28 protein-coding genes are annotated in these 25,651 nt (G+C 48.1%); 2 read left to right on the top strand and 26 right to left on the bottom strand.

The features are described from left to right. Positions 1 to 482: 482 nt before the first annotated feature. From BFJ94_RS23520 to BFJ94_RS23480, 8 genes are all read right to left on the bottom strand, one after another. Positions 483 to 863, bottom strand: coding sequence for a VOC family protein (locus BFJ94_RS23520; protein WP_120464816.1), 381 nt, complete (start codon positions 861 to 863; stop codon positions 483 to 485). 551 nt (positions 864 to 1,414) lie between these two features. Beyond that, the gene (locus tag BFJ94_RS23510) at positions 1,415 to 2,137 is read right to left on the bottom strand and encodes a TraX family protein (RefSeq protein ID WP_068778187.1); all 723 of its coding nucleotides are present in this window, start codon (positions 2,135 to 2,137) and stop codon (positions 1,415 to 1,417) included. A gap of 260 nt (positions 2,138 to 2,397) precedes the next feature. Beyond that, positions 2,398 to 2,748, bottom strand: coding sequence for a DUF2200 domain-containing protein (locus BFJ94_RS23505; RefSeq protein WP_068778188.1), 351 nt, complete (start codon positions 2,746 to 2,748; stop codon positions 2,398 to 2,400). A 348-nt stretch (positions 2,749 to 3,096) separates the two neighbouring features. After that, entirely contained in the window at positions 3,097 to 4,086 is a 990-nt protein-coding gene (locus BFJ94_RS23500; RefSeq protein ID WP_120464815.1) for a tRNA dihydrouridine synthase, read from the bottom strand. Positions 4,087 to 4,198: 112 nt separating this feature from the next. Next, entirely contained in the window at positions 4,199 to 5,725 is a 1,527-nt protein-coding gene (rlmD, locus tag BFJ94_RS23495; RefSeq protein ID WP_120464814.1) for a 23S rRNA (uracil(1939)-C(5))-methyltransferase RlmD, read from the bottom strand. Between the two features lie 417 nt (positions 5,726 to 6,142). Then, positions 6,143 to 7,030 (bottom strand): diacylglycerol kinase, encoded by an 888-nt coding sequence (locus BFJ94_RS23490; protein ID WP_068778210.1) that lies wholly within the window; start codon positions 7,028 to 7,030, stop codon positions 6,143 to 6,145. Between the two features lie 21 nt (positions 7,031 to 7,051). Continuing rightward, positions 7,052 to 7,840 carry a sirohydrochlorin chelatase gene (locus BFJ94_RS23485; RefSeq protein WP_120465384.1) on the bottom strand — a complete coding sequence of 263 codons (789 nt, stop codon included), beginning with the start codon at positions 7,838 to 7,840 and terminating at the stop codon, positions 7,052 to 7,054. Between the two features lie 59 nt (positions 7,841 to 7,899). After that, a complete protein-coding gene (locus BFJ94_RS23480; RefSeq protein ID WP_068778211.1) occupies positions 7,900 to 8,190 on the bottom strand; it encodes a YerC/YecD family TrpR-related protein in 291 nt (96 codons plus the stop codon). A gap of 305 nt (positions 8,191 to 8,495) precedes the next feature. On the opposite strand from BFJ94_RS23480, the gene BFJ94_RS23475 reads away from it, so the two are divergent. Further along, the gene (locus tag BFJ94_RS23475; RefSeq protein WP_439116400.1) at positions 8,496 to 8,987 is read left to right on the top strand and encodes a hypothetical protein; all 492 of its coding nucleotides are present in this window, start codon (positions 8,496 to 8,498) and stop codon (positions 8,985 to 8,987) included. 85 nt (positions 8,988 to 9,072) lie between these two features. Here BFJ94_RS23475 and BFJ94_RS23470 read toward each other — a convergent pair whose 3' ends face one another. The 12 genes from BFJ94_RS23470 to BFJ94_RS23415 all read right to left on the bottom strand — a co-directional run bounded on the left by BFJ94_RS23470 (position 9,073) and on the right by BFJ94_RS23415 (position 20,540). After that, complete coding sequence (locus BFJ94_RS23470) at positions 9,073 to 10,545, bottom strand: glycosyltransferase family 8 protein (protein WP_120464812.1); 1,473 nt, start codon at positions 10,543 to 10,545, stop codon at positions 9,073 to 9,075. A 51-nt stretch (positions 10,546 to 10,596) separates the two neighbouring features. Continuing rightward, positions 10,597 to 11,493 carry a UTP--glucose-1-phosphate uridylyltransferase GalU gene (gene galU, locus BFJ94_RS23465; RefSeq protein WP_120464811.1) on the bottom strand — a complete coding sequence of 299 codons (897 nt, stop codon included), beginning with the start codon at positions 11,491 to 11,493 and terminating at the stop codon, positions 10,597 to 10,599. Positions 11,494 to 11,737: 244 nt separating this feature from the next. Next, positions 11,738 to 12,703: a magnesium/cobalt transporter CorA gene (gene corA / locus BFJ94_RS23460; RefSeq protein ID WP_120464810.1), complete on the bottom strand. Its 966-nt coding sequence runs from the start codon at positions 12,701 to 12,703 to the stop codon at positions 11,738 to 11,740. Positions 12,704 to 12,810: 107 nt separating this feature from the next. Next, a complete protein-coding gene (locus tag BFJ94_RS23455; protein WP_120464809.1) occupies positions 12,811 to 13,800 on the bottom strand; it encodes an inorganic phosphate transporter in 990 nt (329 codons plus the stop codon). An 88-nt stretch (positions 13,801 to 13,888) separates the two neighbouring features. Then, positions 13,889 to 14,503 (bottom strand): DUF47 domain-containing protein, encoded by a 615-nt coding sequence (locus BFJ94_RS23450; RefSeq protein ID WP_120464808.1) that lies wholly within the window; start codon positions 14,501 to 14,503, stop codon positions 13,889 to 13,891. A 224-nt stretch (positions 14,504 to 14,727) separates the two neighbouring features. Beyond that, on the bottom strand, positions 14,728 to 15,798 hold the full coding sequence (locus BFJ94_RS23445; protein WP_120464807.1) for a DUF3048 domain-containing protein: 1,071 nt from the start codon (positions 15,796 to 15,798) through the stop codon (positions 14,728 to 14,730). 150 nt (positions 15,799 to 15,948) lie between these two features. Further along, complete coding sequence (locus BFJ94_RS23440; protein ID WP_120464806.1) at positions 15,949 to 16,755, bottom strand: DODA-type extradiol aromatic ring-opening family dioxygenase; 807 nt, start codon at positions 16,753 to 16,755, stop codon at positions 15,949 to 15,951. A gap of 91 nt (positions 16,756 to 16,846) precedes the next feature. After that, on the bottom strand, positions 16,847 to 17,674 hold the full coding sequence (locus tag BFJ94_RS23435; RefSeq protein ID WP_120464805.1) for an alpha/beta hydrolase family protein: 828 nt from the start codon (positions 17,672 to 17,674) through the stop codon (positions 16,847 to 16,849). Between the two features lie 106 nt (positions 17,675 to 17,780). Beyond that, positions 17,781 to 18,002, bottom strand: a complete 222-nt coding sequence (locus BFJ94_RS23430) for a hypothetical protein (RefSeq protein ID WP_120464804.1) — start codon at positions 18,000 to 18,002, stop codon at positions 17,781 to 17,783. A gap of 174 nt (positions 18,003 to 18,176) precedes the next feature. Further along, on the bottom strand, positions 18,177 to 18,773 hold the full coding sequence (locus BFJ94_RS23425) for a TetR/AcrR family transcriptional regulator (protein WP_120464803.1): 597 nt from the start codon (positions 18,771 to 18,773) through the stop codon (positions 18,177 to 18,179). 61 nt (positions 18,774 to 18,834) lie between these two features. After that, the gene (locus tag BFJ94_RS23420; protein ID WP_120464802.1) at positions 18,835 to 19,629 is read right to left on the bottom strand and encodes a DUF2705 family protein; all 795 of its coding nucleotides are present in this window, start codon (positions 19,627 to 19,629) and stop codon (positions 18,835 to 18,837) included. Between the two features lie 5 nt (positions 19,630 to 19,634). Further along, on the bottom strand, positions 19,635 to 20,540 hold the full coding sequence (locus BFJ94_RS23415) for an ABC transporter ATP-binding protein (protein WP_120464801.1): 906 nt from the start codon (positions 20,538 to 20,540) through the stop codon (positions 19,635 to 19,637). A gap of 207 nt (positions 20,541 to 20,747) precedes the next feature. Between BFJ94_RS23415 and BFJ94_RS23410 the strand changes: the two genes are divergently transcribed. After that, positions 20,748 to 21,464, top strand: coding sequence for a DUF1129 domain-containing protein (locus BFJ94_RS23410; protein WP_162944387.1), 717 nt, complete (start codon positions 20,748 to 20,750; stop codon positions 21,462 to 21,464). A 58-nt stretch (positions 21,465 to 21,522) separates the two neighbouring features. On the opposite strand, the gene BFJ94_RS23405 is transcribed toward BFJ94_RS23410, so the two are convergent. The 6 genes from BFJ94_RS23405 to BFJ94_RS23380 form a co-directional block, all read right to left on the bottom strand. Next, positions 21,523 to 21,861, bottom strand: a complete 339-nt coding sequence (locus tag BFJ94_RS23405) for a zinc ribbon domain-containing protein YjdM (protein WP_162944386.1) — start codon at positions 21,859 to 21,861, stop codon at positions 21,523 to 21,525. A 120-nt stretch (positions 21,862 to 21,981) separates the two neighbouring features. Beyond that, on the bottom strand, positions 21,982 to 22,734 hold the full coding sequence (locus tag BFJ94_RS23400) for a hypothetical protein (RefSeq protein WP_120464800.1): 753 nt from the start codon (positions 22,732 to 22,734) through the stop codon (positions 21,982 to 21,984). Beyond that, on the bottom strand, positions 22,731 to 23,429 hold the full coding sequence (locus BFJ94_RS23395; RefSeq protein WP_120464799.1) for an ABC transporter ATP-binding protein: 699 nt from the start codon (positions 23,427 to 23,429) through the stop codon (positions 22,731 to 22,733). The genes BFJ94_RS23400 and BFJ94_RS23395 overlap by 4 nt, the downstream gene beginning before the upstream one ends. A 13-nt stretch (positions 23,430 to 23,442) precedes the next feature. After that, entirely contained in the window at positions 23,443 to 23,814 is a 372-nt protein-coding gene (locus tag BFJ94_RS23390) for a GntR family transcriptional regulator (protein WP_120464798.1), read from the bottom strand. Positions 23,815 to 23,865: 51 nt separating this feature from the next. Further along, a complete protein-coding gene (locus tag BFJ94_RS23385) occupies positions 23,866 to 24,615 on the bottom strand; it encodes an ABC transporter permease (RefSeq protein ID WP_120464797.1) in 750 nt (249 codons plus the stop codon). Continuing rightward, the gene (locus BFJ94_RS23380) at positions 24,608 to 25,591 is read right to left on the bottom strand and encodes an ABC transporter ATP-binding protein (RefSeq protein ID WP_120464796.1); all 984 of its coding nucleotides are present in this window, start codon (positions 25,589 to 25,591) and stop codon (positions 24,608 to 24,610) included. The genes BFJ94_RS23385 and BFJ94_RS23380 overlap by 8 nt, the downstream gene beginning before the upstream one ends. Positions 25,592 to 25,651: the final 60 nt, after the last annotated feature.

Here is a 25,651-nt window from a genome sequence, read left to right as displayed (position 1 = left end):
ATAAATTATCCGGTATTAGCTAACGTTTCCGCTAGTTATCCCAGTCTTACAGGCAGGTTGCCTACGTGTTACTCACCCGTCCGCCGCTAACTCTCTGGAGAGCAAGCTCTCCATCAAGTCCGCTCGACTTGCATGTATTAGGCACGCCGCCAGCGTTCGTCCTGAGCCAGGATCAAACTCTCCAATAAAGTGTTACTCATTGAAAAGAGCGATTAGCTCATTTTGAATCTGACTTATTTCTTAGATTTCACTTGACGTGAAACCCGCTCACTCGTTGTTCAGTTTTCAAAGATCAACTTCGTTTTTAGCGTCGCTGCGTTCTCATCAGCAACTCTTATAATATATCATGTCCAGTTCATCAATGCAAGCATTATTTTCCTTTTCCTTTTTAGAAGCTGTCAACAACGCTTCAAATTAACGACCGGACTAATAATGTACCACGGTTATCCGCCCATTACAACACGTAAAATATTCCAATTCCTCTAAATAGCTATCCACCAAAACACACCGAATTTATCGATGAGATTAGAACAACACGGATTCCAATCACAAGAGCCGATGGGATCAATGACAGTGCCTCCATTGCTCAGTACATTATAAGCTTTGCGGACGGCTTCCTCAGTTCCCATATCGTATACATTAAATGCCATGGTCTGCCAAGTTGTTTTTTTATGAACATCGCAATCTTTTGGCGCTTCACTCACTGCCATAAACAGCTCGCCATTTAAAGTCAATTCACAATGCGCATAAGCGTTCTGTGTTTCATCCTTAATCTCCAGGCTTTTCTCTAATCCAAATGCTGAACAATACATATCAACCGCTTCGATACTTCCCCTTACATATGCTTGTGAGCTTATTTTCATTCTTCCTCTCCCTTCGATTATTTTCAATTCTCTTAAACACAAAATATTCCATATTCGTTATTATAACTCTATTATACAGAATAGGGCCCAAATCCTGGTGTTAATTTTGATACAGTTAACTGTTCACTAAGGCCAAAGTATTCACAGAAACTCACGATCCGACTCCATTTGGAAGGATCCACATCATTCGAGTTCACATCCATAAGAAGGGAATCTTCTATATGAACTTTTTCGATGCGTACTTCAATAGCAACCAGCGAGCTTGGTTCTTCGAATGGATGTAATCTCCACAAACCTGGCTTCCAGATGGACGAGGCACTCTTTGACACGTGATGCATGAACTAGCTGTGTTGAAAGAGAGGTTAGCCATGCGGCGCCAAAATTATCCGCTTCGTACCTATAACCTCTCATTGCTTTGAATTCTGACACCGGATTTTGCCCCGTTAATAGAGTCAACCGATCAATTGCAAGAGTTGAACCAACGGGATGGAAGATTAAGTACACATTCGCCCCCCAAGGATCAAATTTTGAAAAAACCAAATGAAAGGCAGCTAATCCGAAACGATATACGCAATCGTTGTAATTATCCATAAATGAGCCGGATAGAAAACATAGAAGAAATACTTCGCAAATCTAGAGTTGCTTCCTCTTTTACCATTATATATATACAAAAACGGGATAACGAAAATAAACATGAAGTCCGAATTAAATGCCAGCATTTCGATTGTTGTTAACACATCTCCGTAATTTACAAATGACATCAAGAACAAAATAAGCGATAAACATAAATAACCAATATTTCTGTATTTGTTTTTACCGTAGGTGAAATAGGTTATAAGCATAAACGGTAGAATGACCATGCCGCCTTCAGCTATCAATATTCCGACCGCCAGCAAAACAACGGAGCAGATGAACCCCCATATTTTATTATTAATTCGGGTTAGTACTGTTAGCATGAATACACCGATAGCCAAGGTTAAAAATATGTTGTTATGAATGGCAATACCGCGATCCTCAAACATTAAGTTCAGCACATAGTTGCCTGCAAACATCATGACTGCCCATGAGAACAATCTTGTAAAATACTTTCTCAGATTGCTAGTATACATGAAACCTTCCACAGCGATATAAGCAAACCATACTCCAACCACTCTTGTGACAACATGGAAGATCATTACCCAAATTCCAGGTATAAAATAAGCGATATGATCCAGCACCATTAAACACGCCATAATTAATTTAATTTGAAATCCGTTAAGCCTCATTGTTTGCATATTGATCTCCTTTCTCCCTCTTTCCTCCTTATTGTTCTATATCGATTATAGTGATCTATGTAAAATCTTACGATCTACCCAACTTACACTAACATTACTTATTTGTAATAAAACATGTTATGGCCGTAAATCCCTTTGCTACATAAAAAAAGACGCAGTTTCCTACGTCCATCTTAAATACAAATATTTGATTAACTAGCTTCATTCGATAAAATGACTTCATTTATTTAGCTTTGCGCATTCACTTCGGTTTCTTTATATTATTTCCGCAAAATCTTCTCCATTGCTTTTCCCTTGGCTAACTCATCGATCAGCTTATCCAAATAACGAATTTCCCGCATCGTTGGTTCTTCGATGTCTTCCACACGGACACCACAGACCACGCCTTTGATCAACTCCCGCGAAGGATTTAGTTGGGGAGCATTCGCAAAAAAAGTCTCAAAGTCCGTCGTTTGTTCCAGTTGCCCTTCAAACTCTTCCTGGCTATACCCTGTCAACCAACGGATAATTTCATCAACCTCTGCTTTCGTACGCCCTTTTCTCTCCGCCTTCGTAACATAATGGGGATAGACACTTGCAACACTTGTTGTGAAAATCCGATGTTTGGTCATGATTTGTCCTTTCCGTTCTATGCTTAGTTCTTAGTTCATAACTATCACGAATTTGTCTCTATATCAATGTTACTTCCTTCCGAAAGCTCCAATTCTTCCATCCCAAATCAACTTCCGACCTTCAGACTTACCATGACATGACTTATAGAAGTGCAGTGGAACAGTAAGGGTCTGCCGACAACTTCAAGACCAGACTTGGCCAAACAATAACGCTAAATTTCTATTTCGTCCCGGTAGCAACGCTATAGCCTTTACATATGTCGTACAAGCAAAATCAACATAGATCAATAACAGCTAATGGGATGCCTATACTCGTTTAATACCTAGGCTGTAGTAGAGAATCTGAACTTAATTTTCGGGTTCCTCCACCCCATCATGCTCCTTGCTGTCAAATTCATCAAGCAGCGCACGCACTTCATTTGTTGACTTTGTATTCATTAGGTTATTTCTTAATTCACTTGCCCCTCGGAATCCGCGGACATAGATTTTGAAGAAGCGTTGAAGCGGGCTGAACGAACGTGGTTTCTGTCCCGAATACTCATCATAGAGATCCAGATGCAGCCGCAGCAGACCCAGCAATTCCTCACTGCTATGTTCCTTCGGCTCCTTCTCAAAAGCAAATGGATTATGAAAAATACCGCGCCCGATCATAATGCCATCCACACCATATTGCTCGGCGAGCCTCAGTCCGGTCTGACGGTCCGGGATGTCCCCGTTAATGGTTAGCAGAGTATCAGGGGCCACCTCATCACGAAGCTTTTTAATCTCCGGTATCAGTTCCCAGTGAGCATCTACTTTACTCATTTCCTCTCTTGTACGCAGATGAATGGACAGATTCACAATGTCTTGCTTCAGGATATGGGTTAACCAGCCGCACCATTCGTCTATACTGCTGAAACCGAGCCTGGTTTTTACACTGACGGGCAATCCCCCGGCTTTGGCAGCCTGGATGATCTCCGCTGCGAGTTCGGGACGGCAGATCAGCCCGCTTCCCTTCCCGTTCTCTGCTACATTTGCTACAGGACAACCCATATTAATATCGATGCCCTTGAATCCTTCTTGCGCCATGCCGATGCTCATCTGACGGAAGTATTCCGGCTTATCTCCCCAGATGTGAGCCACAATGGGCTGTTCATCCTCTTTAAAAGTCAGACGCCCGCGCACAGCCTGGTTTCCCTCCGGGTGACAATAACTCTCTGTATTCGCAAACTCCGTAAAAAACACATCCGGTCTGCCCGCCTCACTGACGACATGGCGAAAAACAACATCCGTCACATCTTCCATCGGCGCCAGTATAAAAAAAGGCCGTGGCAAATCACGCCAAAAATGTTCTGTCATATCAAAAACCTCTCTATCAATACCAGGATAAATCTTCATCCCGAAAAATAAAAACTGCAAAAATGGGCTATTGCTATTGATAATAACAACGGCATGGAACCTTTGTTAATGATTAACTCAAGTGCAGTGATGCTACGCTCTCCACATGCACCGTATGCGGGAACATATCCACTGGCTGCACCTCAACGGTGCGGTAGCCGCCGTCTTCCAGTACACGCAAATCCCGTGCCAACGTGGAAGGGTTGCACGATACATAGACCACTCGCTTCGGCTTCATTTCGAGAATCGTCTCTAACAGGCGAGGATCACAGCCTTTGCGCGGCGGGTCGACGACGATGATGTCAGCTTCGACGCCTTGTTCCTTCCAGGCCGGGATGACATCCTCGGAAGCGCCGACCTCAAAGGTCACGTTATTCATGCCGTTCAGCTCCGCATTGCGACGCGCATCTTCAATCGCTTCCGGTACAATTTCGACTCCATATACTTTAGCGGCATGCTGCGCCAGGAACAAGGAAATGGTGCCAATTCCGCAATAAGCATCGATCACCGTCTCTTGGCCGGTGAGTCCGGCATATTCCACAGTTCTCCCGTACAACACCTCAGTCTGCACAGGGTTCACTTGATAAAAAGAACGCGCCGAAATGGCGAACTTCACATCTCCGATATAATCATAGATCGTCTCAAGCCCCCACAGGACGCGGGTGACATCGCCAAAGATGACATTCGTCTGTCTCTTATTCACGTTCTGACAAATGCTTGCGACCGCTGGAATTTCATTGCGGATCGCTTCGATCCACTCCTTAACATGGGGGATCTTGTCCCCGTTCGTCACAAGGACGAGCATCATTTCGCCCGTACGGAAGCCTACCTTCACGACAACATGGCGAAGCAAACCTTGTCCGGATTCCTCATCGTAGGCTGTGATACCAAGACGACGAGCGATCTCCTTCACCCTAGCCACTACATCGTCATTACTCTCATGCTGGATGAGACAGGTCTCCATGTCGATGATGCGATGGCTGCCACGGGCATAAAAACCGCCGACTAAAGCCCCATCCGTCACACCAACAGGTACTTGAGCTTTGTTGCGATAACGCCATGGTTCGGACATCCCCAAGGTCGGAAGCACCTTAATAGGAACTGAATCAACTTGCTTGGCCAGGTCCGCTCCTTCAGAGTTCCAAGCATTCTTTCGCTCATCTGGCACTCCAGAGCTCCCGGCTTCCTTCACCACCGTCAGTTTCCCGATCCGCTCCAGGGCATCTACAACATGCTGACGCTTCCACTCCAATTGGCCAGAATAGCTCAAATGTTGAAGCTGGCAGCCGCCGCATTGATGATAGATCGGGCAAGGCGCTGCTACACGCTGCGGACTGGTCTGAAGCAGCTCAAGCAGCTTGGCGTAACCATACTGCTTCTTCGTCTTCAGCACCTTGACCCGCGCTTGTTCACCCGGGAGCGCCCCTGCGACGAACAGCGTGTAGCCTTCGGCACGGCCTACACCCTCACCGTCATGGTTCATCCCGATGATGTCGATCATTACCTCGTCGTTCTTGGCAACCGGCAATCCGGCTAGCGCTTCCTTATTACCTGTATCCGCTGCCTTCCTGCCTCTTGCCCGATCCCGCTGTTTCCTCATGGCTACCGCTTCACTTCTTTCCACTTAAGTCTAAGTCTATTTCATGTTACGACGTACACTCTCTCACCTCATGCAAAACCCCCGCCAATAAGGCAGGGGAACGCTGATTCCCGTTTCTAACGAAACTGGGTATCGTTATTTGGACCCAAAAAAGCTTCGGCAAATTCTAACGAAACTAGGTATCGCTATTCGCTCAAATCAGGAGCTTAAAGCCCCTATTTCTCCCTAATAACGATCCAGAGTTTCGTTAGATTAAAATTGCCACTACTAATGCGGAAATAGCGATCTGTAGTTTCGTTAGAGCTTCAAACGATTGGCTAACTTCGTTAGAGCCCCAAACGATTGGCATCCATCGTTAGAGCTTCAAACGACTACCTAACGGTCATATCCGCAAACGAACCACGCCTAAATCTTCTTCTACTCATGCGAAAAAATATGCAAATGCCGCGGCAAAATCTCGAAAACGCCTGGGAGCTCGCCGCCGAGCTCACCATCCAGGTTAAGCAAGACATGTCCTGGGGAGGTAACCTCCATCCGTTCGGTCTTGAAGTACATAATCCGCGGATCATTGAAATGATCGCCTCGCAGTGCCATGCTGACCAGGCGGATAAACTCTGCCAGATTGCATTTCTTCACGGCAATGACGTCAAGCAAGCCGTCATCGATTCTGGCGTCCGGCGCCAGCCGCTCGAAGCCGCCAACCGAGTTGCTGTTCGCGATCAGGAACATCATGAACTCGCCCTCTACCTCGCCGATCCCTTCGGCACGGATAACCAGCTCCGTTGGCGAGAGATTGATCATCTTCTCGATACCCTTCATGTAATAGGCCAATTGACCGATCATCGTCTTCAGGCGGCTTGGAACCTCATAGGTTAATTCCGTCAGCGAGCCGCCGCCAGCAATATTTATAAAATGTCGTCCGTTCACCTTGCCGATATCAATCGGTCTCGTCTTGTTCTCAATCACCAGATCACAGAAATCTTCCCAGCGCTTCGGAATTTTCATGGCCCGCGCGAAGTCATTGGTCGTTCCAAGCGGAAAAATACCTAATGGCGGCAAATCATCATACCCTGCCATCCCGTTCACGACCTCGTTCAGCGTCCCATCGCCGCCGGCAGCAATAAGAATGTCATAGCCACGCTGCACGGATTCAGCGGCCTCACGTGTAGCATCGCCGTCTCCCGTCGTCGCATGACAAGACGTCTCTATACCGGCCTGGTCCAACCGATCCAGAATAGATGGGAGCAATCTCCGCATTTCTTCCCTTCCGGAAGTAGGATTATAGATAAGCCTAGCTTTTTTCATTACTTGAACGCCACCTGTTTATCATAATTTCAATGATCCCATTATATTCAATATCTGATAAGATATCCAGCGGGACAACCTGGAATGCGGCAACAAAGCCTCTCCCAGGTAATGATAAGATAGTCCCTCAAGACGAGTTGGAATCACTGTGCCGGTGAAGTAGCCCTTGCTCAAAAAAAGCGGAGCAACGATCACCTCATAGCCCCGCTCTTCCTGCCAATAGCTTACCTTGCTGCGCAAGCTATCCGGACTAAGAAGCGCATAATCCGCATGAGCCAGCCCGCCAAGGCGGCCAACACGCGCGGATAGTCCCGCGATCCCCCGCTCCCAGCGCTGCCGGAAGCCCTCATGCCGGCTGCCATGACCAACGAGAAGCAGCACCTCCCTCTCCGGCCTGCTAGATAGCTCCTTCACCTTATCCCAGACGATCTCGGCCACGATCGGATCATCGTCGATGGGATCGCCAAAAAACACGCGGGCAGATAAGGAAAAAGGCTCTAGATCCGTTTCCTTCTCCGGCGTGCTCTTCATGCCAAGTGCATATGAAATCTCATCGATATGAGTACTGCCCGACGAGACAAATAACGGAATGACGATAATATCTGTCACTCCCCAGGCTTCCAGCTGATCGATTCCATCTTGGATCAGCCGTCCTTCCACAATCTCCAGGAAGGAGGATACGATTGGAATACTTGCCTGCAGTTCACCCGCCGCACCTGCAACCGCTTCGTCAACGAAGGCTACCCAGTCCGAATCAGGGGACCCGTGACTAATAACAAGTACCCCTGGCTTCCCCGGAGAACTCTTTATGCCATATGCCCCCTGACCGACTATCCAATCCTGTGATGTCCCTGGCCCTGTCTTCACAATTACAGGTTGATGCGCTCAAGCGCCATTTTATACCCGTCATTGCCATAATTAAGACAGCGCTTAACGCGTGAAATCGTTGCCGTACTAGCTCCAGTCTCAGCTTCGATCTGATTATATGTAGAACCTTTGCCAAGCATTCTCGCTACTTCCAGACGCTGGGAGAGCGACTGTATTTCGTTAACTGTACAAAGATCATCAAAGAAGACGTAGCACTCCTCAACATTCTTTAAAGAAAGTATCGCTTCAAACAATTGATCGATCGTCTTATCATTCAACTTCTTAAGTTGCACTGAATCATCATCCCCTACCGTTACTGTACCACACCACCATTGTACCCGAGTAAGGTCACCTTTTTCAAGCATTAACGATTTCACGCATCACAGAAAGAACGCCCATTTTCCGCAAATGCCCACAAAACCGGGACATTCGTCCAGACGAAAATCTGGGTAGATACATACATTGTATTATTGCAAATGCCTATTTACTAAAGAATTATCCTAGTCACACTAACGGTTTATATGCATAACCAGGAATGGGAGAAGCGCCGGAGGCTGCTGCCCACCTCCTGACACAATACTATGTAAAGGAAAGTGATATGATGCCGCATTACACTCCTCCACGGCGAAGTGCGACGCCCCCTTCGTATCCCTACTCGCACAATTATCCAGGGATTACGCCGTATGATTCCGATCCATCCGAGATCGTCGAGGCTTCTGCGCTTGTTCCTTATTCACAGCCGACCGATCCGCTCCCCGCTGCTACCAATTCGGCAGCCAAGGCTGGAGGCGGATTCTCCATTCCGAATCTGGGCGATCTGAAAGGCATGATCGACCGCATGGGTGGAATCGACGGAATCGTCGCCACAATGGGCAAGGTACAAAAAATTATGCAAACCGTTCAGCAATTCGCGCCAATGGCCAAAATGTTCACCAGCCTGCTTCCAGGAGCCAAGGGCAAGAGCGACGACAATCTGGACGAATACAAACCGCGCCGCAAAGGAAGCGGAAGGAAGAGCGGAAGGAAAGGCAGCAAACGCCCATCCTCCCGCCCTCGCAATGGCAAAGCACCTGCCAAAAAACGCCGCTAAAGCAGAGGCAGGTGCAGCAGAGCTGTCGAGAACATCTCGGCAGCTCTATCTCTGTGAATTTATGGGGACTAACCACTTGCGATTATTATTTAACGCTCGCGTAGGGCCGATAGCGCTCTGTCCACTTAAGCTTGGGCTTGATATACAGTACAGATGGTTTATGAACACGCTGGCTTATATATTTAATAGGTATCGAACGATTATATATCTTTGGAGCACTGTAAACGACTCTTCTGATCGTTCTTCTCTTCGTATGGCAATGCGCTAATCTCCAAGGCTTCCTGACGATCTTCCTCCTGTGCCGCAAGACCACTCGCCGGCTTCTTCTCATTCTCGATATTTTATCGGGGTTATAGCCCCATACCCTTCGTCTGAGGATTAAGAAGCGGCAGGAAGCAGAGGGCAGATGTCTTCTGTAAAGGTGGTGTCTGGATTTCCGTCTGGAGCGTAATGGCTTCACCCGGCATGCATGCCGGATTGAATGCTGATGTCTCACAAGCTTCACCATACGTCTGCGCTTCCTGTCTCGCTTGAATCTTATCGATTTACGCTTCACAGGATGAGCGTGCTTCACTGGCACAGCGTCCTCTGCTGGCTCCTTAGGCAGCACGAAATGCATCGGTGTCCCATGATGCTTCACCGGCTCCACGGACGGCAATGGCTTCTCATGCTTGGCTGGTTCCACAGGCTCCACAATCTGCAAAGCTTGCAGCGGAACAGCCGGCTCTATCTGCTGGATCGGTTCCGTATGCGCAGGCGGCATGAAATGCGATAGCGGCAATCTCCAAGGGGTTAGGTTGAGATACTCCTGATACAGAGCATAGCCTGGAGAAGAGGGCTCCCACCATTTCAACTCTCCGGCGAAGTGCACAATGCGATTATTGAAGTCGAGAGACTGGTTATATAAGCAAAAAGAGTTAAAGCGCTCATCGAGCTGAATATAATTATGACCAAAAATATGATTGAGAATATCCTGATCCGGCAAGGTTGTACCGGGATGATGCCGCAGGAATTCCAGCATTTTGCCGTACCAGTTCGTCTGTTGGCGGATATTATTTAGTCCGAATAAGATAACTCCCGAATTGAAGTAAGTATCCGGATTCATACCGAAGGATCTGATCACATCTGCGATCCCTACCGCACCTTGATCGTGAGCTGCCGCCAGATAGCGGCCATTCAGCTCAATATCCCACAGCTCCTTAATATCGAGATTGACGAGCACATCGCAATCCAGATAAATGATCTTGTCGGAGCTGACTAACGAAGGCAGCAACAGGCGGTACATACTACCCCAGGTCCAAATATTTACCGAACTCGCGCCCTCCAATACTTCGGCAAGATCGCCAGGCAATCCTACAGAGTAGAAATTAACCGTGTGATTGTAGCTGGTAGCCAATTGTGTAATTTTCAGCCGATTATCATCGGTCAAGGTCTCATCATGAAGAATGTGGACATTAATCTGCGAGCTCGTGTTGCGAAAGACTGAAGTAAGAACGACAGCGGCATGCTCCGCATAGCTTCCATCCTTATCTCTAAAGCCCAAAGCTAATTCAATCATTTGCGTATAACACCTCTCCCTGGTTATTAAGAAATAGTAGATCAAGCATCATTATTGCTCGGAACTAGGGATATCCTTATCTTCTTGTTGTAATAGCATGGTGACTTCTTCTTGCAGATTGTGCTTCAGATTTCCTCGATGGCCTGTAATAGCCAGAATTGCTTTGAGATAACCAAGCGGGTCTCCTACATCATGCCAGCGGCCGTTAATTTCACAAGTATAGACGGCTTCCTTGATCAAGAGCCGGTTCAACGCATCAGTAAGCTGGATTTCACCCCCTACGCCGGGTGGCTGATTCTCCAGAATATCGAAGATCGATGGCGTCAAAATATAACGCCCTACCATAGCCAAGCGCGAAGGTACTGCACCCACCGGAGGCTTCTCAACTAATTGATCTACATAGGCAAAGGACTCAATCAACGGCTTGACATCGACGATCCCGTAACTGGATACTTTGTCCTCTGGTACCGTCTGGACCCCCAGAATCGTAGTGTGGAACCTCTCGAATCCTTCGATCAACTGCTTCAGCGCCGGAGGCTCTGCCTCGAAGAAGGTATCGCCAAGCAGAACGGCAAAGGGCTCATCTCCGATAAATCTCCTGCCCACATTTATGGCATGCCCAAGTCCTTTGCGATCGGATTGGCGGATATAATGAATATCTGCGAGGCTGGTGAATTCCGTCACCTTGCGCAGCTCCTCGTATTTCCCCTTCTGCTCCAGGAAATATTCCAGATCATGCGCTGAGTCGAAGTGATCCTCGATGGCCTTTTTTCCCTTTCCAGTGACGACCAGAATCTCTTCGATTCCAGAAGCCGCCGCTTCCTCGATAATAAATTGAATCGTCGGTTTATCAATAATCGGAAGCATTTCCTTGGGCATTACTTTGGTAGCTGGAAGAAGCCGCGTTCCGTAACCTGCTGCCGGTATGATCGCCTTACGAATCTTCAAGTGGTCCTCCTCCTTATGATACAGTCGTATATGATGTCATCGTATGCCAGAGGAAGCTGCGAATAGTGGACATCTATCCCAATGGGCAAAAAATAATTCATGACTTGTCCGATCTAGACAGCAAAAAAGGCGCTCACCCTCCCAAAGAAAATGGGGAAATGAACGCCGCCTAATCCAGATGACTAATTTAATCAGTAATATGCATAAATAATACATTACGAATATGTAGACTCAGATATATTCTTTATTTGAACCAGCCCCGCCGCATGAAGCTCAGAATCATCCAGATGCTGAGCACGCCCATCAGTCCAAGCACGCCGAAATAACCGTAGCGCCAATGCAGCTCCGGCATATTGATGAAGTTCATGCCATATATGCCAGCGATGAGGGTCAGCGGCATGAATACGCTGGTGATGACGGTTAAGGTCTTCATGATACCGTTCATCCGGTTAGAATTGAGCGAGAGATAGGAGTCGCGGAGATCGGCCGTCATTTCGCGATCGGACTCGACCATCTCCGACAGCTTCAGTAGATGGTCATAGATATCTGAAAAATAGGCTCCTGCTTCCTTCTGCGCCTGAATATGCTTGGAATTCAGAATATGGTACATGAGGTCGCGCATCGGCACAATGGTGCGGCGCAGCTTAAGCAGTCTGCTCCGCAGATCAAAAACCTGGTTCATCAGCTGTTCGATCGATTCCCGGCCCCCCAGCTTTTCAAGCTCATCGAGTTCATCCTCAACCGCATAGACGCAAGGGAAGTATTGATCGACCAGATTGTCGATAACTAGATAAGCAGCGGTAAAAGGGCCACGCTCCCACATTTTCCGGTTCAATGCCCGCTTCTGGATACTCTCCCAGGCCACATCAATCTCCTGCAGTTCCCGGTGGTGGAACGATACCAAACAGCTCTCGCCAATGAACAGATTAACCTCCACCAACTCCAGCGTATCCGGGTCCAGCGCATGCAGGACGAGAAAGTCATTGTCATCATAGAAATCGATCTTAGGGCGCTGCATGACATGCAGCAAGCAATCTTCAATCGCCAGCGGATGGAATTGAAAGAAGGAGCCAAGCAATTCAGCCTCCTCCTCCGTAGGGCTGCTGAAATCGACCCAGCTCCATAAATAGTTCTGATGATTATGAATGTCGTCCAGTGCGATATCTGTTCTGACCTGGTGATCATGCGTAATTCCCATCACCCGAATCATGTACTTTAGCCCCCCCACCATATAAAGTAATAACGTTCAAATGTCTATTCCTTATAAAGAAAGCCAATCTTTTCTGCAGATTGGCATCATTGATATTGGATTCATCTCTAGAACAACACAACGTAAATCAAACCCGAAAGCACAGCTACGATAGGAATCGTAATCACCCAAGCGATAACAATCCGACCGGCTAGCCCCCAGCTAACCGCAGAGAACCGTTTCGCAGCGCCAACGCCAAGAATGGATGACGTAATAGCATGCGTAGTGCTGACTGGTAAGTGAATCAGGGTCGCCCCAAAGATAACCGAGGCCGCCGAGATATCAGCTGCAAAACCGTTAATCGGCTCGATCTTGAATATTTTCGTACCCATCGTCTTAATAATCTTCCAGCCCCCGAGAGATGTTCCGAGAGCCATCGCTGATGCAGCAGCAATCTTAACCCATAGCGGTACTTCCATGTTATCCTGAAACTTGGCCGTCACGAGCGCGAAAGTAATGATCCCCATCGCTTTCTGAGCATCGTTCGTGCCGTGAGAGAAGCTCTGAATCGCCGCCGTCAAGACTTGAACAGAACGGAATCCCTTATTGACCGTATGTGGACTTTTCTTGGCGAAGATCCATTTCAGGACCGTCATGACGATGTAACCAATACCGAAAGCCAGGAATGGGGAAATAATCAACGCTTCGACAATCTTCGTGAAGCCGCCCCAATTCAGCTTGTCCGAACCTGCACCGACAAACACCGCACCCGCCAACGCACCGATCAGGGCGTGGGATGAAGATGAAGGTATGCCGAACCACCAGGTGATCAGGTTCCAGATAATAGCAGCAAGCAGAGTCGCAATCAGGATCTCTAGCCCATTATCCAGTTCGGCAGGATTCGCCACACTGCCCCCGATCGTCTCAGCTACTCCAGTAAATAACAAGGCTCCGAGGAAGTTCATCCCGGCAGCCATCATAATTGCCGTCCGCGGTTTCAAGGCTCTTGTAGAGACCGATGTTGCAATCGCGTTGGCTGTATCATGGAAGCCGTTAATAAAATCGAAGCCCAACGCCAGTATGATAACGACAAAAATTATTAGTAGACTCGTATCCATTGTTCTTATTATTGCACAGATTGAGTATTCTCTTTACAGGAATCCGCGCAATTCCCAACCTCCCGAATATCAAATGAATAGCTTAATCTTATGAATTGCGCATAATAATGGATTCAAGCATATTGGCAACGTGCTCGCACGCATCCGTTGTCGTCTCGAGCCGCTCGTAGATTTCCTTTTTCTTGATCAAAGTGATGGGGTCAGTGACAGTAGCGAATAAGTCTTTAATGCAAATACGCAACAGTTCATCACCTTGATTCTCCAAATCATTCAAGCGAATTGTATATTCGCGAATAGGCAGCAACTTCTTCGCTGAGAGCAAGTGAATCGCCTTCTGAATCTCATAAGCGGAATTACGCATGATTTCAGCAAATTGGGTAATATACTTGTCTGGTTCATGCAAATGATACATAACGAAGCGGGATGTCGTCGCCTCAAGACCGTCGATTACATCATCCAGAGTAGTCGTAAGTCCCATGATGTCGTCACGTTCGATCGGGGTAATAAACGTCTTGTTAAGCTCGACGATGATCGTATGTGTGTAATTATCACACTGGGACTCCAGCTCCTTCATTTTTTTCGCGAATTGATCTACGTCTTTAAACTCTGTAACTTGCTGAGCGAAATAGTCGGCTGATTGCACAATCGTATCCGCCATATTCTCCAACGTCTGGAAAAAGATATCCTTCTTCTTAACTCGCATTTGGTAGCCTCTCTTCTCTTTTACGTTTGTTTATGCCCCTTACACTCCTATTACTAACCCACAATATATTATCATAACTCGGGTGGGTTTAGATCATTTTGTCGAAAACATTTCAACTATATATATTATTTTTGTCCCACGGTTCCCAACTCTATCCTTATTGCCCCATATTCCTCCAATCGAATAACCATTTCGAACCAAGAAAGCACTGTCATCACCAGTGTCTATTCGACCTTGATATGGCTCTCGAAATCGGGGTGATTAGGGACAATATTAAAGTAAGTTTTACCAGGATAGAATGGTACTTCGACATTATCTTTAATAAAACGGATCACATCTCCCGATTTATGAATCCAATTGCCGCGAATCACCTTGCCACCCTGCAGCAGAATCGCCTCTCCCCCCATATCCAGGTCTACAGCGAGACGCCCGACATCATCCAGCACCTTATGCTGAGTAGCGAGCACCACAACATTCGTACAGGCTAACTGTTCCCCAGTATCCAGGTCCTTATGCGGCTCACCATTGATATAGCGCTTGTACAGCTTACTCTCTTCATCATAAACGTATGAGACCCTGTACTTCTCCAGCTGGAACTTCACTTCTACAGACTTGGCCAGATCGCCTTCCCCTGAATCCTCTGGATCACGGAAGGTGTAGGATGGAACCGCCAGATCCTCGATCGCATACTTCCGCTTCTCAGCACCTTCGAGCAGCTTCGCCACATTAGAATACAAATTATGCGGTGCCTTCCGCGACTTGTCGCGCCAGAAATAAGGGCCTGCATTGGTGATCTCGTCCAGATCATCCTTATGCTGACGCTGCAAAATCGCGAAGGCGGCATTGCTGGCACCGGCATGCACCGTGATGCCATGATAGCTCTCACCCAGCTCGATCATATAAGGGCGAATGCTGCGGATCGGTCCGATCTTGGCTACTTCTCCGCCGCTCTGGTATATAGCCACCAGCCTCGTGATCCCGCCTTCCGCCAGCACCTCATACACAATATCCGCTCCGCCCAGCCCCGATTGCGGCCTGGCCGCAGGAGCGTTATTAATCATAATAGCAAGCGGCCTTTGTGTAGGCTGCTCTTCCAAAGGCAGTCCTGTCAGAGGGGATCTGTACGGAGCAACGCTTTCCGGCGGCTCCTCTTCCGGCAGTTCCTGGGTAACATTCCCGCTCGGGATTTGATTCGACGCTCCGTTCAACGCAGGCTCCTTCCCGCAAGCAGGAACGATCAGCAAGCAGGCGGCTAACAGTAGGGACATACTAATTCTGGATAGATATCGTCTCATAATTCCTCCATTATTTTCATCAATTAGCTCTCGTTCCCTCTATTATACGTTGAATAGACTCGCCGGGAAAAGACAAAAAAAGACTGTCGCTTAAGATCCATAGATCAAAAACGACAATCCTTGACAAATCCTAAATGTATAAATATCCAATTAATCGATCGGACCGTTCCCCGCTCCGCCGAACATCCAGCAATTCAGACTGATGCTACCATATTGATAATCCTGGAACGGTTTGCTTGCCGTTCGTTCGTCATCTGCCGCGCCCATCGCGTACAATAGCGGAGCGAAATGCTCCTTGGCGTAGAAAGGTACTGCATCACGTACATGCGGGGCTCTCTGCTTATAGTCGAACAGCATCCGCAAATTCCAGGTCTTCAGCTGATCGCCGATCCAATTATCGAATTCCACCGCCCAGTTGGATGGCGCTGAGGCCTCCGCCTCCAGCAGACGCAAATTGTGCACAAGTCCGCCGCTTCCAATCACGAGTACATTATCCTGGCGCAACCCGGTCAGCATCTTGCCGATCGCATACTGTTCTGCCGGTGTACGTCTGGAATCGACCGATAGCTCTACGATGGGCATATCCGCTTGAGGGAACATCGCGCGCAGAAGAACCCAGGCTCCATGATCCAATCCCCTACCCGCTGACAGCTCGAACGGGAGGTTATTCGCTCTGAACAGATCTCCGATCTGTCGGCTTAATTCCCGATCTCCGGGAGCAGGATAGCTTATTGTATACATCTCTTCAGGAAACCCGTAGAAATCATGAATCGTCTCATGAACTTCATCATCGCTTACAGCCTGAACAGGAGAGTCATAATGTGCTGAGAACACAGCGACAGCTCTAGGTCTACGCGGCAATTGCTGTGCTAATTGCTTCAGAAATCGGGTGTAAGCATTGTCTTCGATAGCTAGTGTCGGGGACCCGTGCGCGAGAAACATGGCAGGCTGAGTCATCATACATACCTCCAGGGCTCCAAAATGGTTACACCTTCATTGTATCCCCAGATGCGGGTATTTACCAGTGACCCTGGCTGGATAAGGCGGATTAGATCATCCAATCCTGCCATTCGCGATGTGCATTCTCAAGCCCGCCAAGCCAATCCCTGGTCTTATGGATCAGTTGCTGCTGGTGCTCTCCGCTTGAATACGTATGATCCGCCTGAAAGATAATCTCCTTGTCACAGCGGCCCTCGGAGCGTAACCAGAATACCTTCTGGTACAAAAAGGCATAATCGACCGGAATGGTATCATCAGATGTGCCATGAACGACAAGTACATCCCCGGCGAACTTCTTCGCTTCCTGGAAAGGCTGATATCCCCCCAGAGATTCGAAGAACTGCGGCGTAAGACTGTATCCCAAATAATCGGCTTCACCGCGTGTCATCGCTTCATCATACAGCCTGCGGCTCGTAATCTTGACGATATCATTGAAGGGATAGCCCACAGCGGACCACAGCACCAGATTCTTCACGCGCCGATCCCGGGCTGCCGTCAATAGAGCGATCATCCCGCCCAGACTATGGCCGATCAGCGTAACCCGCTCTGGGTCAATATCGCCCAATCCGAGCGCATAATCAAGCACATATCTAGTCTGGGCTATCATGGAATCCACGCTCTCTTGCCCGTAATTACCGCTGCTCTCCCCGCAGCCGAGATAATCGAACCGAACGACTAGCGCCCCTGCCTCCGCAAGCTCCCGCGCGGTCTTGACGAACAAACGGTCCACACCGATCCGACTGCCTACGAACCCATGGCAAATAACAACAAGCGGAATCCGCTGCTTGCACCTCGCCCCTGCTTTTACCGAGACCGGGTAGTGAACACTTGCCGCGATTTCCTCCGCCCCATGCTGAATAATGATTTGCCGTTCCATCCGAATTCCTCCCCGTACTGCGATAAAATATTATTCCGATAATTTTAATAAGAATTATTGGTTTTATATTATCATCGCCGATCACAGGGTGTCAATCACTCATTTATTAGCTGTAATATTGGCGCAGATACTCGGCGGTCTTCGCCTTGCCGGCCTGCTCCCCTTCGAACAGATTCATAAGCTGATTTCCGGAGGAATCCCCATCTACTAGCCCCACCAGTCCACTCTCCAGTTCAACGGGCTCATCCACGCTTATAACCTCCTCCAGACTTCCCCGAGAGTGACTGTTCAGCAAATAACGGCGCGTTAAATCTGCCTCATTCTCCATAGCTACTACCCTTCCTTTCTGTGTATTGTTTGTTTACCGTATATAGGCGTTGTTGTAGTTTCGTCTGGAAGGGCTCCCTTTTATGCGATGTTCACGAAAATTACATAAAAAAGGCCGAGCTCCAGGTACCATCTATGTACCGAACTCGACCTTTCCACACAATCAAATATAAAATCAGAAATCCGATTCTATCGGCGGCCTGGAACTGGGCGTATTTGAAATCCCATGGATCAGCAGCGATATGAATTGATCGGCCAGCACATTCATATTCGTGAATGGCTCCAGTCGACCGGGCTTCGCCATGAACTCCTTCATGGAGGATAAATACAACACCAGCAAATGCGGCGAAATATCCTTGCGGATTTGTCCGTTCTGTTGACCGCGGAATACCATCTCTTCGAACAACGGCATATTATGCTGCTCATTGTACTCTATCATCTGCCGAGTCAGCTCGGGATATACCGAGACCAGATCATTGATGAACTCCGCCGAGTAATCATTCATATTCTGGTACCGAAGCAGGTGATGCATCAGATCGATAGCGTCGTCGGACTGCTCCATCATGCTGACGAAGTCGGCATGGGTTCCCTCATTGATCGCTGTGATCACCTGCTCGATCAGTCCATCCTTACTGCCGAAATATTTGTAAATGGTCATTTTCGATACAGGCACAGCCTCGGCAATCTGATCCATACTCGTATTAACAATCCCATTTCGATAGAACAGCTCGCGTGCCGTCCGGATGATTTGCTCTTTTTTTCCGTTAACCATGGACAGTACGCCCCCTTCATCTTTCTTCTATTACACTATATAGCAAGCGCTTCGTTAAATCTTAGATGTCCTGACGGCGAAGTGAGAGTACACCGACCGCAATTCCAAGCACATAGATGAACAGACAGATCGCCACCCCTGTCCAGGATAGGGAGGCCTCCGTGGCCATCCTCACACTGTCAAATATATTAAATAAACTCAATTCAGACAACCAGGCTACAGAGTCGTCAAGCCCGGATAGCATCTTCAGCAGGAAGGACACCATCACGATCCCGATGCTAATCGTCATCGCCGCCCGTTCTGTCCGCACCAGTGTCGTGAAGAGATAACCGATGCCAGCGAAGGCCATCGCAATCAGCATACCGGAGAGCATCATGATGAAGATAGCTCCTGAATCGCCGATCGTACTGAATAGAGAACCGAACAGATAGACGGAGCCTAGCACGATGAGGAATACGATAGCCATCATGACCCACTGCGCCAGCACTCGGGACAGGAATATCTGTGTGCGGGAATAGGGCAGTGAGAACAGGAAATCCTGTGTTTTATTTCCCCGTTCACGTGCGATCGTCTGGCTGCCCCAAACCGCTGCAAAGCCGCCGAACAACATCAGATAGAACAATAACGGCTCACTGCTCATCCAGCCTTCGAAGCTGGTCATCTGCTCAGGATGCATGCCGAATGCTTCCAGCATCGCAGAAGGAATCGTCTCCAGCAATTTTACAATATCCTCATTATTAAGGTAGATATCCGACACACCTGCGAACAGAACCTGGAAGCCGACGATAATGACTAGAGCGATCACGAAATTGCGGCGATTGACCCACCATTCGTTCCTGATCAAATTTCCCATCATGACTCTCACTCCTCTCCCTCAGTATGCTCCGAATAGTCCTTCATGAATATTTCCTCCAGTGAAGGCCGCTCGACCCGAAGGTCATTCACCCCAGCATCAGCTAGCATCCGCAGCACGGGTTCAATCGGGCCCGACACCTGAAAAATATGCTCGCCATGCTCATACCTGGCCTCCGGGTCCAGCTTATTGAGTGTTAATCGTTCGATCAAGTCGCCGGATTCCCGGAAAGTAACTGTGAACTTACGCAGCATCCGCTCTGCGATTTCATCTACTCTGGATACTCTTAACAGACGCCCCTCGCGAATAAAGGCAACCCGGTCACAGAACTTCTCCACCTCGGATAACACATGCGTTGAGAAGAAAATCGTCATTCCTGCGCTGTTCAGCTCACTCAGCAGATGGAAGAATTCATGCTGGATGAGCGGATCAAGACCGGAGGTGGGTTCATCCAACACCGCCAGCTCCGGACGATGCTGGAGACATTGGACGATTCCCAGCTTCTTGCGGTTCCCCAACGAATAATCCCGAACCTTGCGGCTCAGGTCAAGCTGCAGCCGTTCCGCGATCTCTTGCGCCATCGTATCCTTCAGATCCAACCCATAGGCGTGAGCCGCAAATTTCAGCACCTGATGTCCATTCATATCCCCATCATACTCCACCTCTGAAGGCAAATAGCCGATCTTGCTGCGTAGCTCCGGGTCCTCCTGGCCAAGCGATTTGCCCAGCAGTGTAATCTCACCCGCGGACGGATGAAGCAGCTGCATCAGCATACGGATCGTAGTAGACTTGCCCGCGCCATTAGGGCCAATGAAACCGAACTTTTCCCCCTTAGACACTGTAAAAGAGACCTGCTCTACACCGAGCTTCTTACCATAGAACTTCGACAGACCAGATACCGAGATCGCGTCCATATCCCCAACCTCCAATTGTACTCAACATTAATTATGAGTACATTATATACCTAATAATTATATAATCAATATATATTTATACTCATACAACCATGATAGTATACAATTATTCTGAAATTGAGCTGGCTAAACGAGCAACCGTCTTGCAGTACAATCAAATCTTGCAGTATACTACTCAACAATATCAGCATATTTGGAGGGTCATGATTGAACACTCAGGAGAAAGCGGCTAGAGTCACACAGCTCAGCCAGCAAATGAATCAGGGGAATACAGCTTATTTCCAGGAAATGAGCCAGTATATTCGCAAAGAGGATGAAATCAGCGCCGCCAGGAAGGAAGAGCTTCTGCTTGAGCTGGCCCAGAGAATCATCAAGAATGAGCGAAAAGGTATCAGTGCCGAGCAATTATTCGGTGCAAGCCCGTTCGTCTATTGCGTCCAGCTCATAGATGATGTGAAGATGCGCCGCCCCCGTACTTTGAAGGAGAAGATCAAATATTACATTATGATTCCATGGGCCACGGTCACTTGGGTCTTCTTCATCTTTATGATTACCGGCTTCTTCGCCAAATGGTTCGGTGGGGACAAGCTGGCGAACACGACGATCAATAGCGGTACGCTGCTGCTTATCGCCGGCCTGGCCATCGTATTGATAGAATCGCTCACCCGGTTTCTCGGCCCTGGCCAGAATAACAATGACGATACACCAGCAGCAGCAGAGTCACCAGACCCGTTGAAGCCGCGCAAGTTTTTTGATATGAGAGCCTTCGGTCTTTATCTAATCATTGCTCTAATCGTAGTTGCCGCAGGCTTGCTCCTTAATCGCATCATGCCATCCTTCACCGTAACCCCATGGCAGAGCCTGATTATCTTCGTCATCGGTCTGCTGGGGCAGGTCTTCATCTTCGGACGGCGCAGCAAATAATCAGCACCAAAAAATACAGCCCATTCCTATAAGGAACGGACTGTATTTTTACATCTCATTATACCTTCTTAACAAATTCCGATTTCAATTTCATCGCACCGAAACCGTCAATCCTGCAGTCGATATCATGATCGCCATCAATCAAACGGATGTTCTTCACTTTAGTACCGATTTTGATGACTGATGAACTTCCTTTTACTTTGAGATCCTTAATGACCGTGATCGTATCACCGTCACTCAGAATATTACCGTGGGCATCCTTCACAACCTTGGCATTGTCATCCCCCGCAGCAGCTGCGTCAGGTGACCACTCATGACCGCATTCCGGGCAGACTAGCATATCTCTGTCCTCATACGTGTACTCAGAATTACATTTCGGGCAATTCGGGAAAGGCATAGCTTCATGTCCTCCATTCATCATTGTCAGTTGCACATGTAACTCTAGCAGTAGAAGCAACATATTATACTATACTGACATAGATTTCCCGTCCTGGCAAATGACTACCAATTTCTTCCGTTAAGCCTCTACCCTACGGTTCAGCAGCAGAACCGTCGCCCCCAGCATCAGCCCGGCAATAGCTAATTCGACCAGGGTCTCTCCCCAATTGATGATCGTAACATCGGGCGGAATGAACACTTCGCCATTGATATCAAAATGTGAAGTAACGCCGACATTCAAGAAGGATGATTTCCCCAAGCCGCTGTCGAACAGCTTGAAGATCAGCCAGCTAATGACATTCTGAATGAGGATGAAGCTCAGGATTCCGATCCATACCCGCCACTTACGGAAGGTGCAGGCAATGGCTATAGACAGAGCAACCGCCATATAAGAATACATGTAAGCAAAGAACAGCTGGAATATCACAATCGCCAATTCGGTGGTGAAGAAATATTTCAACAACTCCGAGACATTCGGTTCACTATAGAGCCAGCTAAATATCAAGATATGGAGGCAGATGATAATCAAGAGCCCCACCAATATAAGAATTCCCAAAGCCATTGGAGAGAGTACACTCCACACCGTGCGAACCGGAAGCAGGCGGCGGCTGTACGATTTAATATTGCTGTGGAAGGTCTTATAGGACATGATTACCGCCAGCATAGAGGCGAAAACGTACAACATAATGGACATAGCTACGATGAAGGCTTCATCCCACCCCCGGGAATAACCGGCGATCAGGAGGGCTGCTTCTGTCAGGATCAAGATGACCGCTGTGCTCAGCAGCATCGTCCCATTCTTCTTCCAATCATATTTGAGCAGCCTCATCATTCCGCATACACCTCCCTGAACATCTCATCGACACCTTTACCATGTTTGAGTCGCAGCTCTTCCACTTCCGCTTGTAACACCAATTCCCCATCCTTGATAAAAATAACCTCATCGAAAATCCGTTCGATATCCTTCACCAGATGCGTGGATATGATCAAGCTGCTCTCCTCACTATAGAACTCAACAATCGCGTCCAGAATCTTCGCCCGGGCTACCGGGTCAACCCCGCCGATCGGTTCATCGAGCAAGTACAGCTTCGCATTCCGTGACAGGGCGAGCGTTAATTGCAGGCGCTCATTCATCCCCTTGGAGAGAGAACTGATCCGCTCCTCGCGCTTCAGATTCATGAAATCAAGCATTTGCAATGATTTATCCAGATCGAAGTCCGGGTAGAAGTCACTGTAGAAGTCTATCGCGTCCCTGACCCTCATCCACGATTCTGTCATCGGACGATCCGGCATGAACGAGACGATCGACTTGGTGTTCAATTCCAGTGGATGACCGTTCACCTTTACATTTCCCGAATATACCGGGAGCAGGCCGGCGGTAATCTTCATCAGCGTACTTTTGCCGCTTCCGTTCGTACCGAGCAGACCGACAATTTTACCTGGGGCTATGCTGAAGGTAACATCATTCAAGGCCTTCCGGGAACCATATGATTTGGACACTTTCTCGAACTGTAACAGATTATCCATGCTCTCACTCCTCTCACTCATTGTTAGCATCTACCGCTTCCGCGACAATGCTCGCTATATCTCGATTGGAGAAGCCTAGCTCCTGCATTCCATTAATGAAATGGTCCAGCAGATCTCCTGCCATTTCCTTCTTGATCAACATGATTTTCGCTTCCTCACTCGTTACATATCTTCCAAGCCCGCGTCTTGTCTCCACGACTTCCTCACGCTCCAGTTCCTGAAATGTTCGTTGTACCGTATTCGGATTGATTTGCAGCTCGGCCGCAAGCTCACGAACCGAAGGGATCTTATCCCCGGCCTTCAACTTTCCAGTCACAATCTCTCTCTTGATATAATTCATGATCTGTAGATAAATCGGCAGATTATTATCAAATTCTATGCTCACGATCCGCTGGCTCCTTTCCTCCGTGATGTTCATAAGGGGGTGATCAGGGTCTTATGCAACATCTCGTTTTTTAAACGTAACAAAGCTTAACAGAAGAAACAACACCATATATGCCGCAATAACCGCCAATGAGAAGCCAAGCGTCATCCCCGGCAGCGGCGAACCGCCTCCCGCATATATGGATAGATCCACATTTGTAAAAATCAGATACTTGGTAAAAGCGTACTTCGAGAGTAGAGCCACCGTCATATCCTTCATCATAATCAGCAGCATCGTAATCCCGACTGTGATCCCCGTAGAGCGAGTAAGCACTCCGAGCATGAACGTAATCGTCGCAAAAATCTCGATATAGACGAGTGTACTAAGCGCCACCTTGCCAACATCAAGCCAGCTTGCACTCGGGGTTCCAGCCCCGAACGCGAGACTCCCGGCAATGAAGGATACTACAAAAGAGGTAAGCATAAGCGATACGGTATACAAAAAGATAACAATATATTTGGACAACAGTATTTTACTACGGCTCTGAGCACGGATTAATAGCAGCTTGATCGTACCCTGACTGAACTCTTTGGAGACCGCACCCGCCGTAGAGATCATGACTAGCAACGCTGTAAGCGCCCCAAATCCGCTCGGGGACAGGCCCAGAAATACGAAGTCCCGCATGGCGAACTTCTCGCCTCCAGCCAGGATTTTCATAAAATAAGCCGCCCCACCGATCACGACCATCATGACCAGATAGGATATGAAAAAGCTTCTTTTCTTAAACAACTTCAACCACTCATTAAAGATTAATTTATGCACTGCGGTTTCCCCCTGTCCATTTCAAGAACTCATCCTCCAGCGATTCCTTCAGTTCCTCGATCCGATAGATGGCAATCCCTTCATTGCGCAAAGTGTCAATCATCCGCGGGATATAGCTGTCACGGACCGAAATCGTAATTTGATCCCGCTCAGGTGCCATCCCCATAACGCGAATTTCCTCCATACGCACCAGTCTGAGCTTCGCCTGCTCGGCATCATTAACACGGAGCATGACTTGAACCTGCTCGGTCTTGTTCTCCGTCACTGTGGATTCGCCTAACGTTCTTACCGTAACCAGTTTGCCTTCCTGAATGACGATAACCCGGCTGCACATCAATTCCATCTCGGTTAACAGGTGACTGGAGACAAGAATAGCGATCCCTTCCTCACGGGCAATCCGCTTCAGATAATCGCGCATCTCGCGAATCCCCGCTGGATCAAGCCCATTCGTCGGCTCATCCAGGATCAGGATCGACGGGTTATGCAGGAGAGCTTGGGCAATCCCCAGACGCTGACGCATCCCGAGCGAATAGGCCTTCACTCTCTTCTTCATCGCATCCTGCAGCCCGACCAGCTTCACAACCTCGGCAATTCTCTCTTCTGTGATGCCCTTGGTCATCCGCTGATACTGCTTCAGATTATCGTAGCCTGTCATATAAGGATAGAATTCCGGATTCTCGATAATCCCACCGACATGGGAGATCGCCTTGGCGAAGTTTCGCTTGATGCTCTCCCCTTTAATCAGCACATCTCCTTCAGACATTCTGATCAACCCGACAATCATACGGATCGTCGTCGTCTTCCCGGCTCCGTTCGGCCCGAGCAGACCCACGATTTCACCTTGCTGTATATCAAAAGAAAGACGATCGACAATCTTCTTCTGTCCTATCTGCTTCGTCACTCCATTTACTTGGAGAACAACTTGACCCGCACCCTTAACAGGTCCTGTAGCAACCTTGTTCATAGCCTCGTTCATAACGGCCACTCCTTATTTGTATTAGTGTTATAGTTGAATAGTACACTAGTTAAGAGGTAT

Source organism: Paenibacillus aceti, assembly GCF_003614185.1.
GTDB lineage: Bacteria > Bacillota > Bacilli > Paenibacillales > Paenibacillaceae > Fontibacillus > Fontibacillus aceti.
Note: the sequence above shows the minus strand (reverse complement) of the source record. Positions and strands in the feature narration are given on the sequence as shown.

Coding starts and splice junctions, on each gene's coding strand:
- BFJ94_RS23520 (WP_120464816.1), bottom strand. CDS start 863: ATGAAAATAAGCTCACAAGCATATGTAAGGGGAAGTATCGAAGCGGTT.
- BFJ94_RS23510 (WP_068778187.1), bottom strand. CDS start 2,137: ATGCAAACAATGAGGCTTAACGGATTTCAAATTAAATTAATTATGGCG.
- BFJ94_RS23505 (WP_068778188.1), bottom strand. CDS start 2,748: ATGACCAAACATCGGATTTTCACAACAAGTGTTGCAAGTGTCTATCCC.
- BFJ94_RS23500 (WP_120464815.1), bottom strand. CDS start 4,086: ATGACAGAACATTTTTGGCGTGATTTGCCACGGCCTTTTTTTATACTG.
- rlmD (WP_120464814.1), bottom strand. CDS start 5,725: ATGAGGAAACAGCGGGATCGGGCAAGAGGCAGGAAGGCAGCGGATACA.
- BFJ94_RS23490 (WP_068778210.1), bottom strand. CDS start 7,030: ATGAAAAAAGCTAGGCTTATCTATAATCCTACTTCCGGAAGGGAAGAA.
- BFJ94_RS23475 (WP_439116400.1), top strand. CDS start 8,496: ATGATGCCGCATTACACTCCTCCACGGCGAAGTGCGACGCCCCCTTCG.
- BFJ94_RS23470 (WP_120464812.1), bottom strand. CDS start 10,545: ATGATTGAATTAGCTTTGGGCTTTAGAGATAAGGATGGAAGCTATGCG.
- corA (WP_120464810.1), bottom strand. CDS start 12,703: ATGATTCGGGTGATGGGAATTACGCATGATCACCAGGTCAGAACAGAT.
- BFJ94_RS23455 (WP_120464809.1), bottom strand. CDS start 13,800: ATGGATACGAGTCTACTAATAATTTTTGTCGTTATCATACTGGCGTTG.
- BFJ94_RS23450 (WP_120464808.1), bottom strand. CDS start 14,503: ATGCGAGTTAAGAAGAAGGATATCTTTTTCCAGACGTTGGAGAATATG.
- BFJ94_RS23445 (WP_120464807.1), bottom strand. CDS start 15,798: ATGAGACGATATCTATCCAGAATTAGTATGTCCCTACTGTTAGCCGCC.
- BFJ94_RS23440 (WP_120464806.1), bottom strand. CDS start 16,755: ATGACTCAGCCTGCCATGTTTCTCGCGCACGGGTCCCCGACACTAGCT.
- BFJ94_RS23435 (WP_120464805.1), bottom strand. CDS start 17,674: ATGGAACGGCAAATCATTATTCAGCATGGGGCGGAGGAAATCGCGGCA.
- BFJ94_RS23430 (WP_120464804.1), bottom strand. CDS start 18,002: ATGGAGAATGAGGCAGATTTAACGCGCCGTTATTTGCTGAACAGTCAC.
- BFJ94_RS23425 (WP_120464803.1), bottom strand. CDS start 18,773: ATGGTTAACGGAAAAAAAGAGCAAATCATCCGGACGGCACGCGAGCTG.
- BFJ94_RS23420 (WP_120464802.1), bottom strand. CDS start 19,629: ATGATGGGAAATTTGATCAGGAACGAATGGTGGGTCAATCGCCGCAAT.
- BFJ94_RS23415 (WP_120464801.1), bottom strand. CDS start 20,540: ATGGACGCGATCTCGGTATCTGGTCTGTCGAAGTTCTATGGTAAGAAG.
- BFJ94_RS23405 (WP_162944386.1), bottom strand. CDS start 21,861: ATGCCTTTCCCGAATTGCCCGAAATGTAATTCTGAGTACACGTATGAG.
- BFJ94_RS23400 (WP_120464800.1), bottom strand. CDS start 22,734: ATGATGAGGCTGCTCAAATATGATTGGAAGAAGAATGGGACGATGCTG.
- BFJ94_RS23395 (WP_120464799.1), bottom strand. CDS start 23,429: ATGGATAATCTGTTACAGTTCGAGAAAGTGTCCAAATCATATGGTTCC.
- BFJ94_RS23380 (WP_120464796.1), bottom strand. CDS start 25,591: ATGAACGAGGCTATGAACAAGGTTGCTACAGGACCTGTTAAGGGTGCG.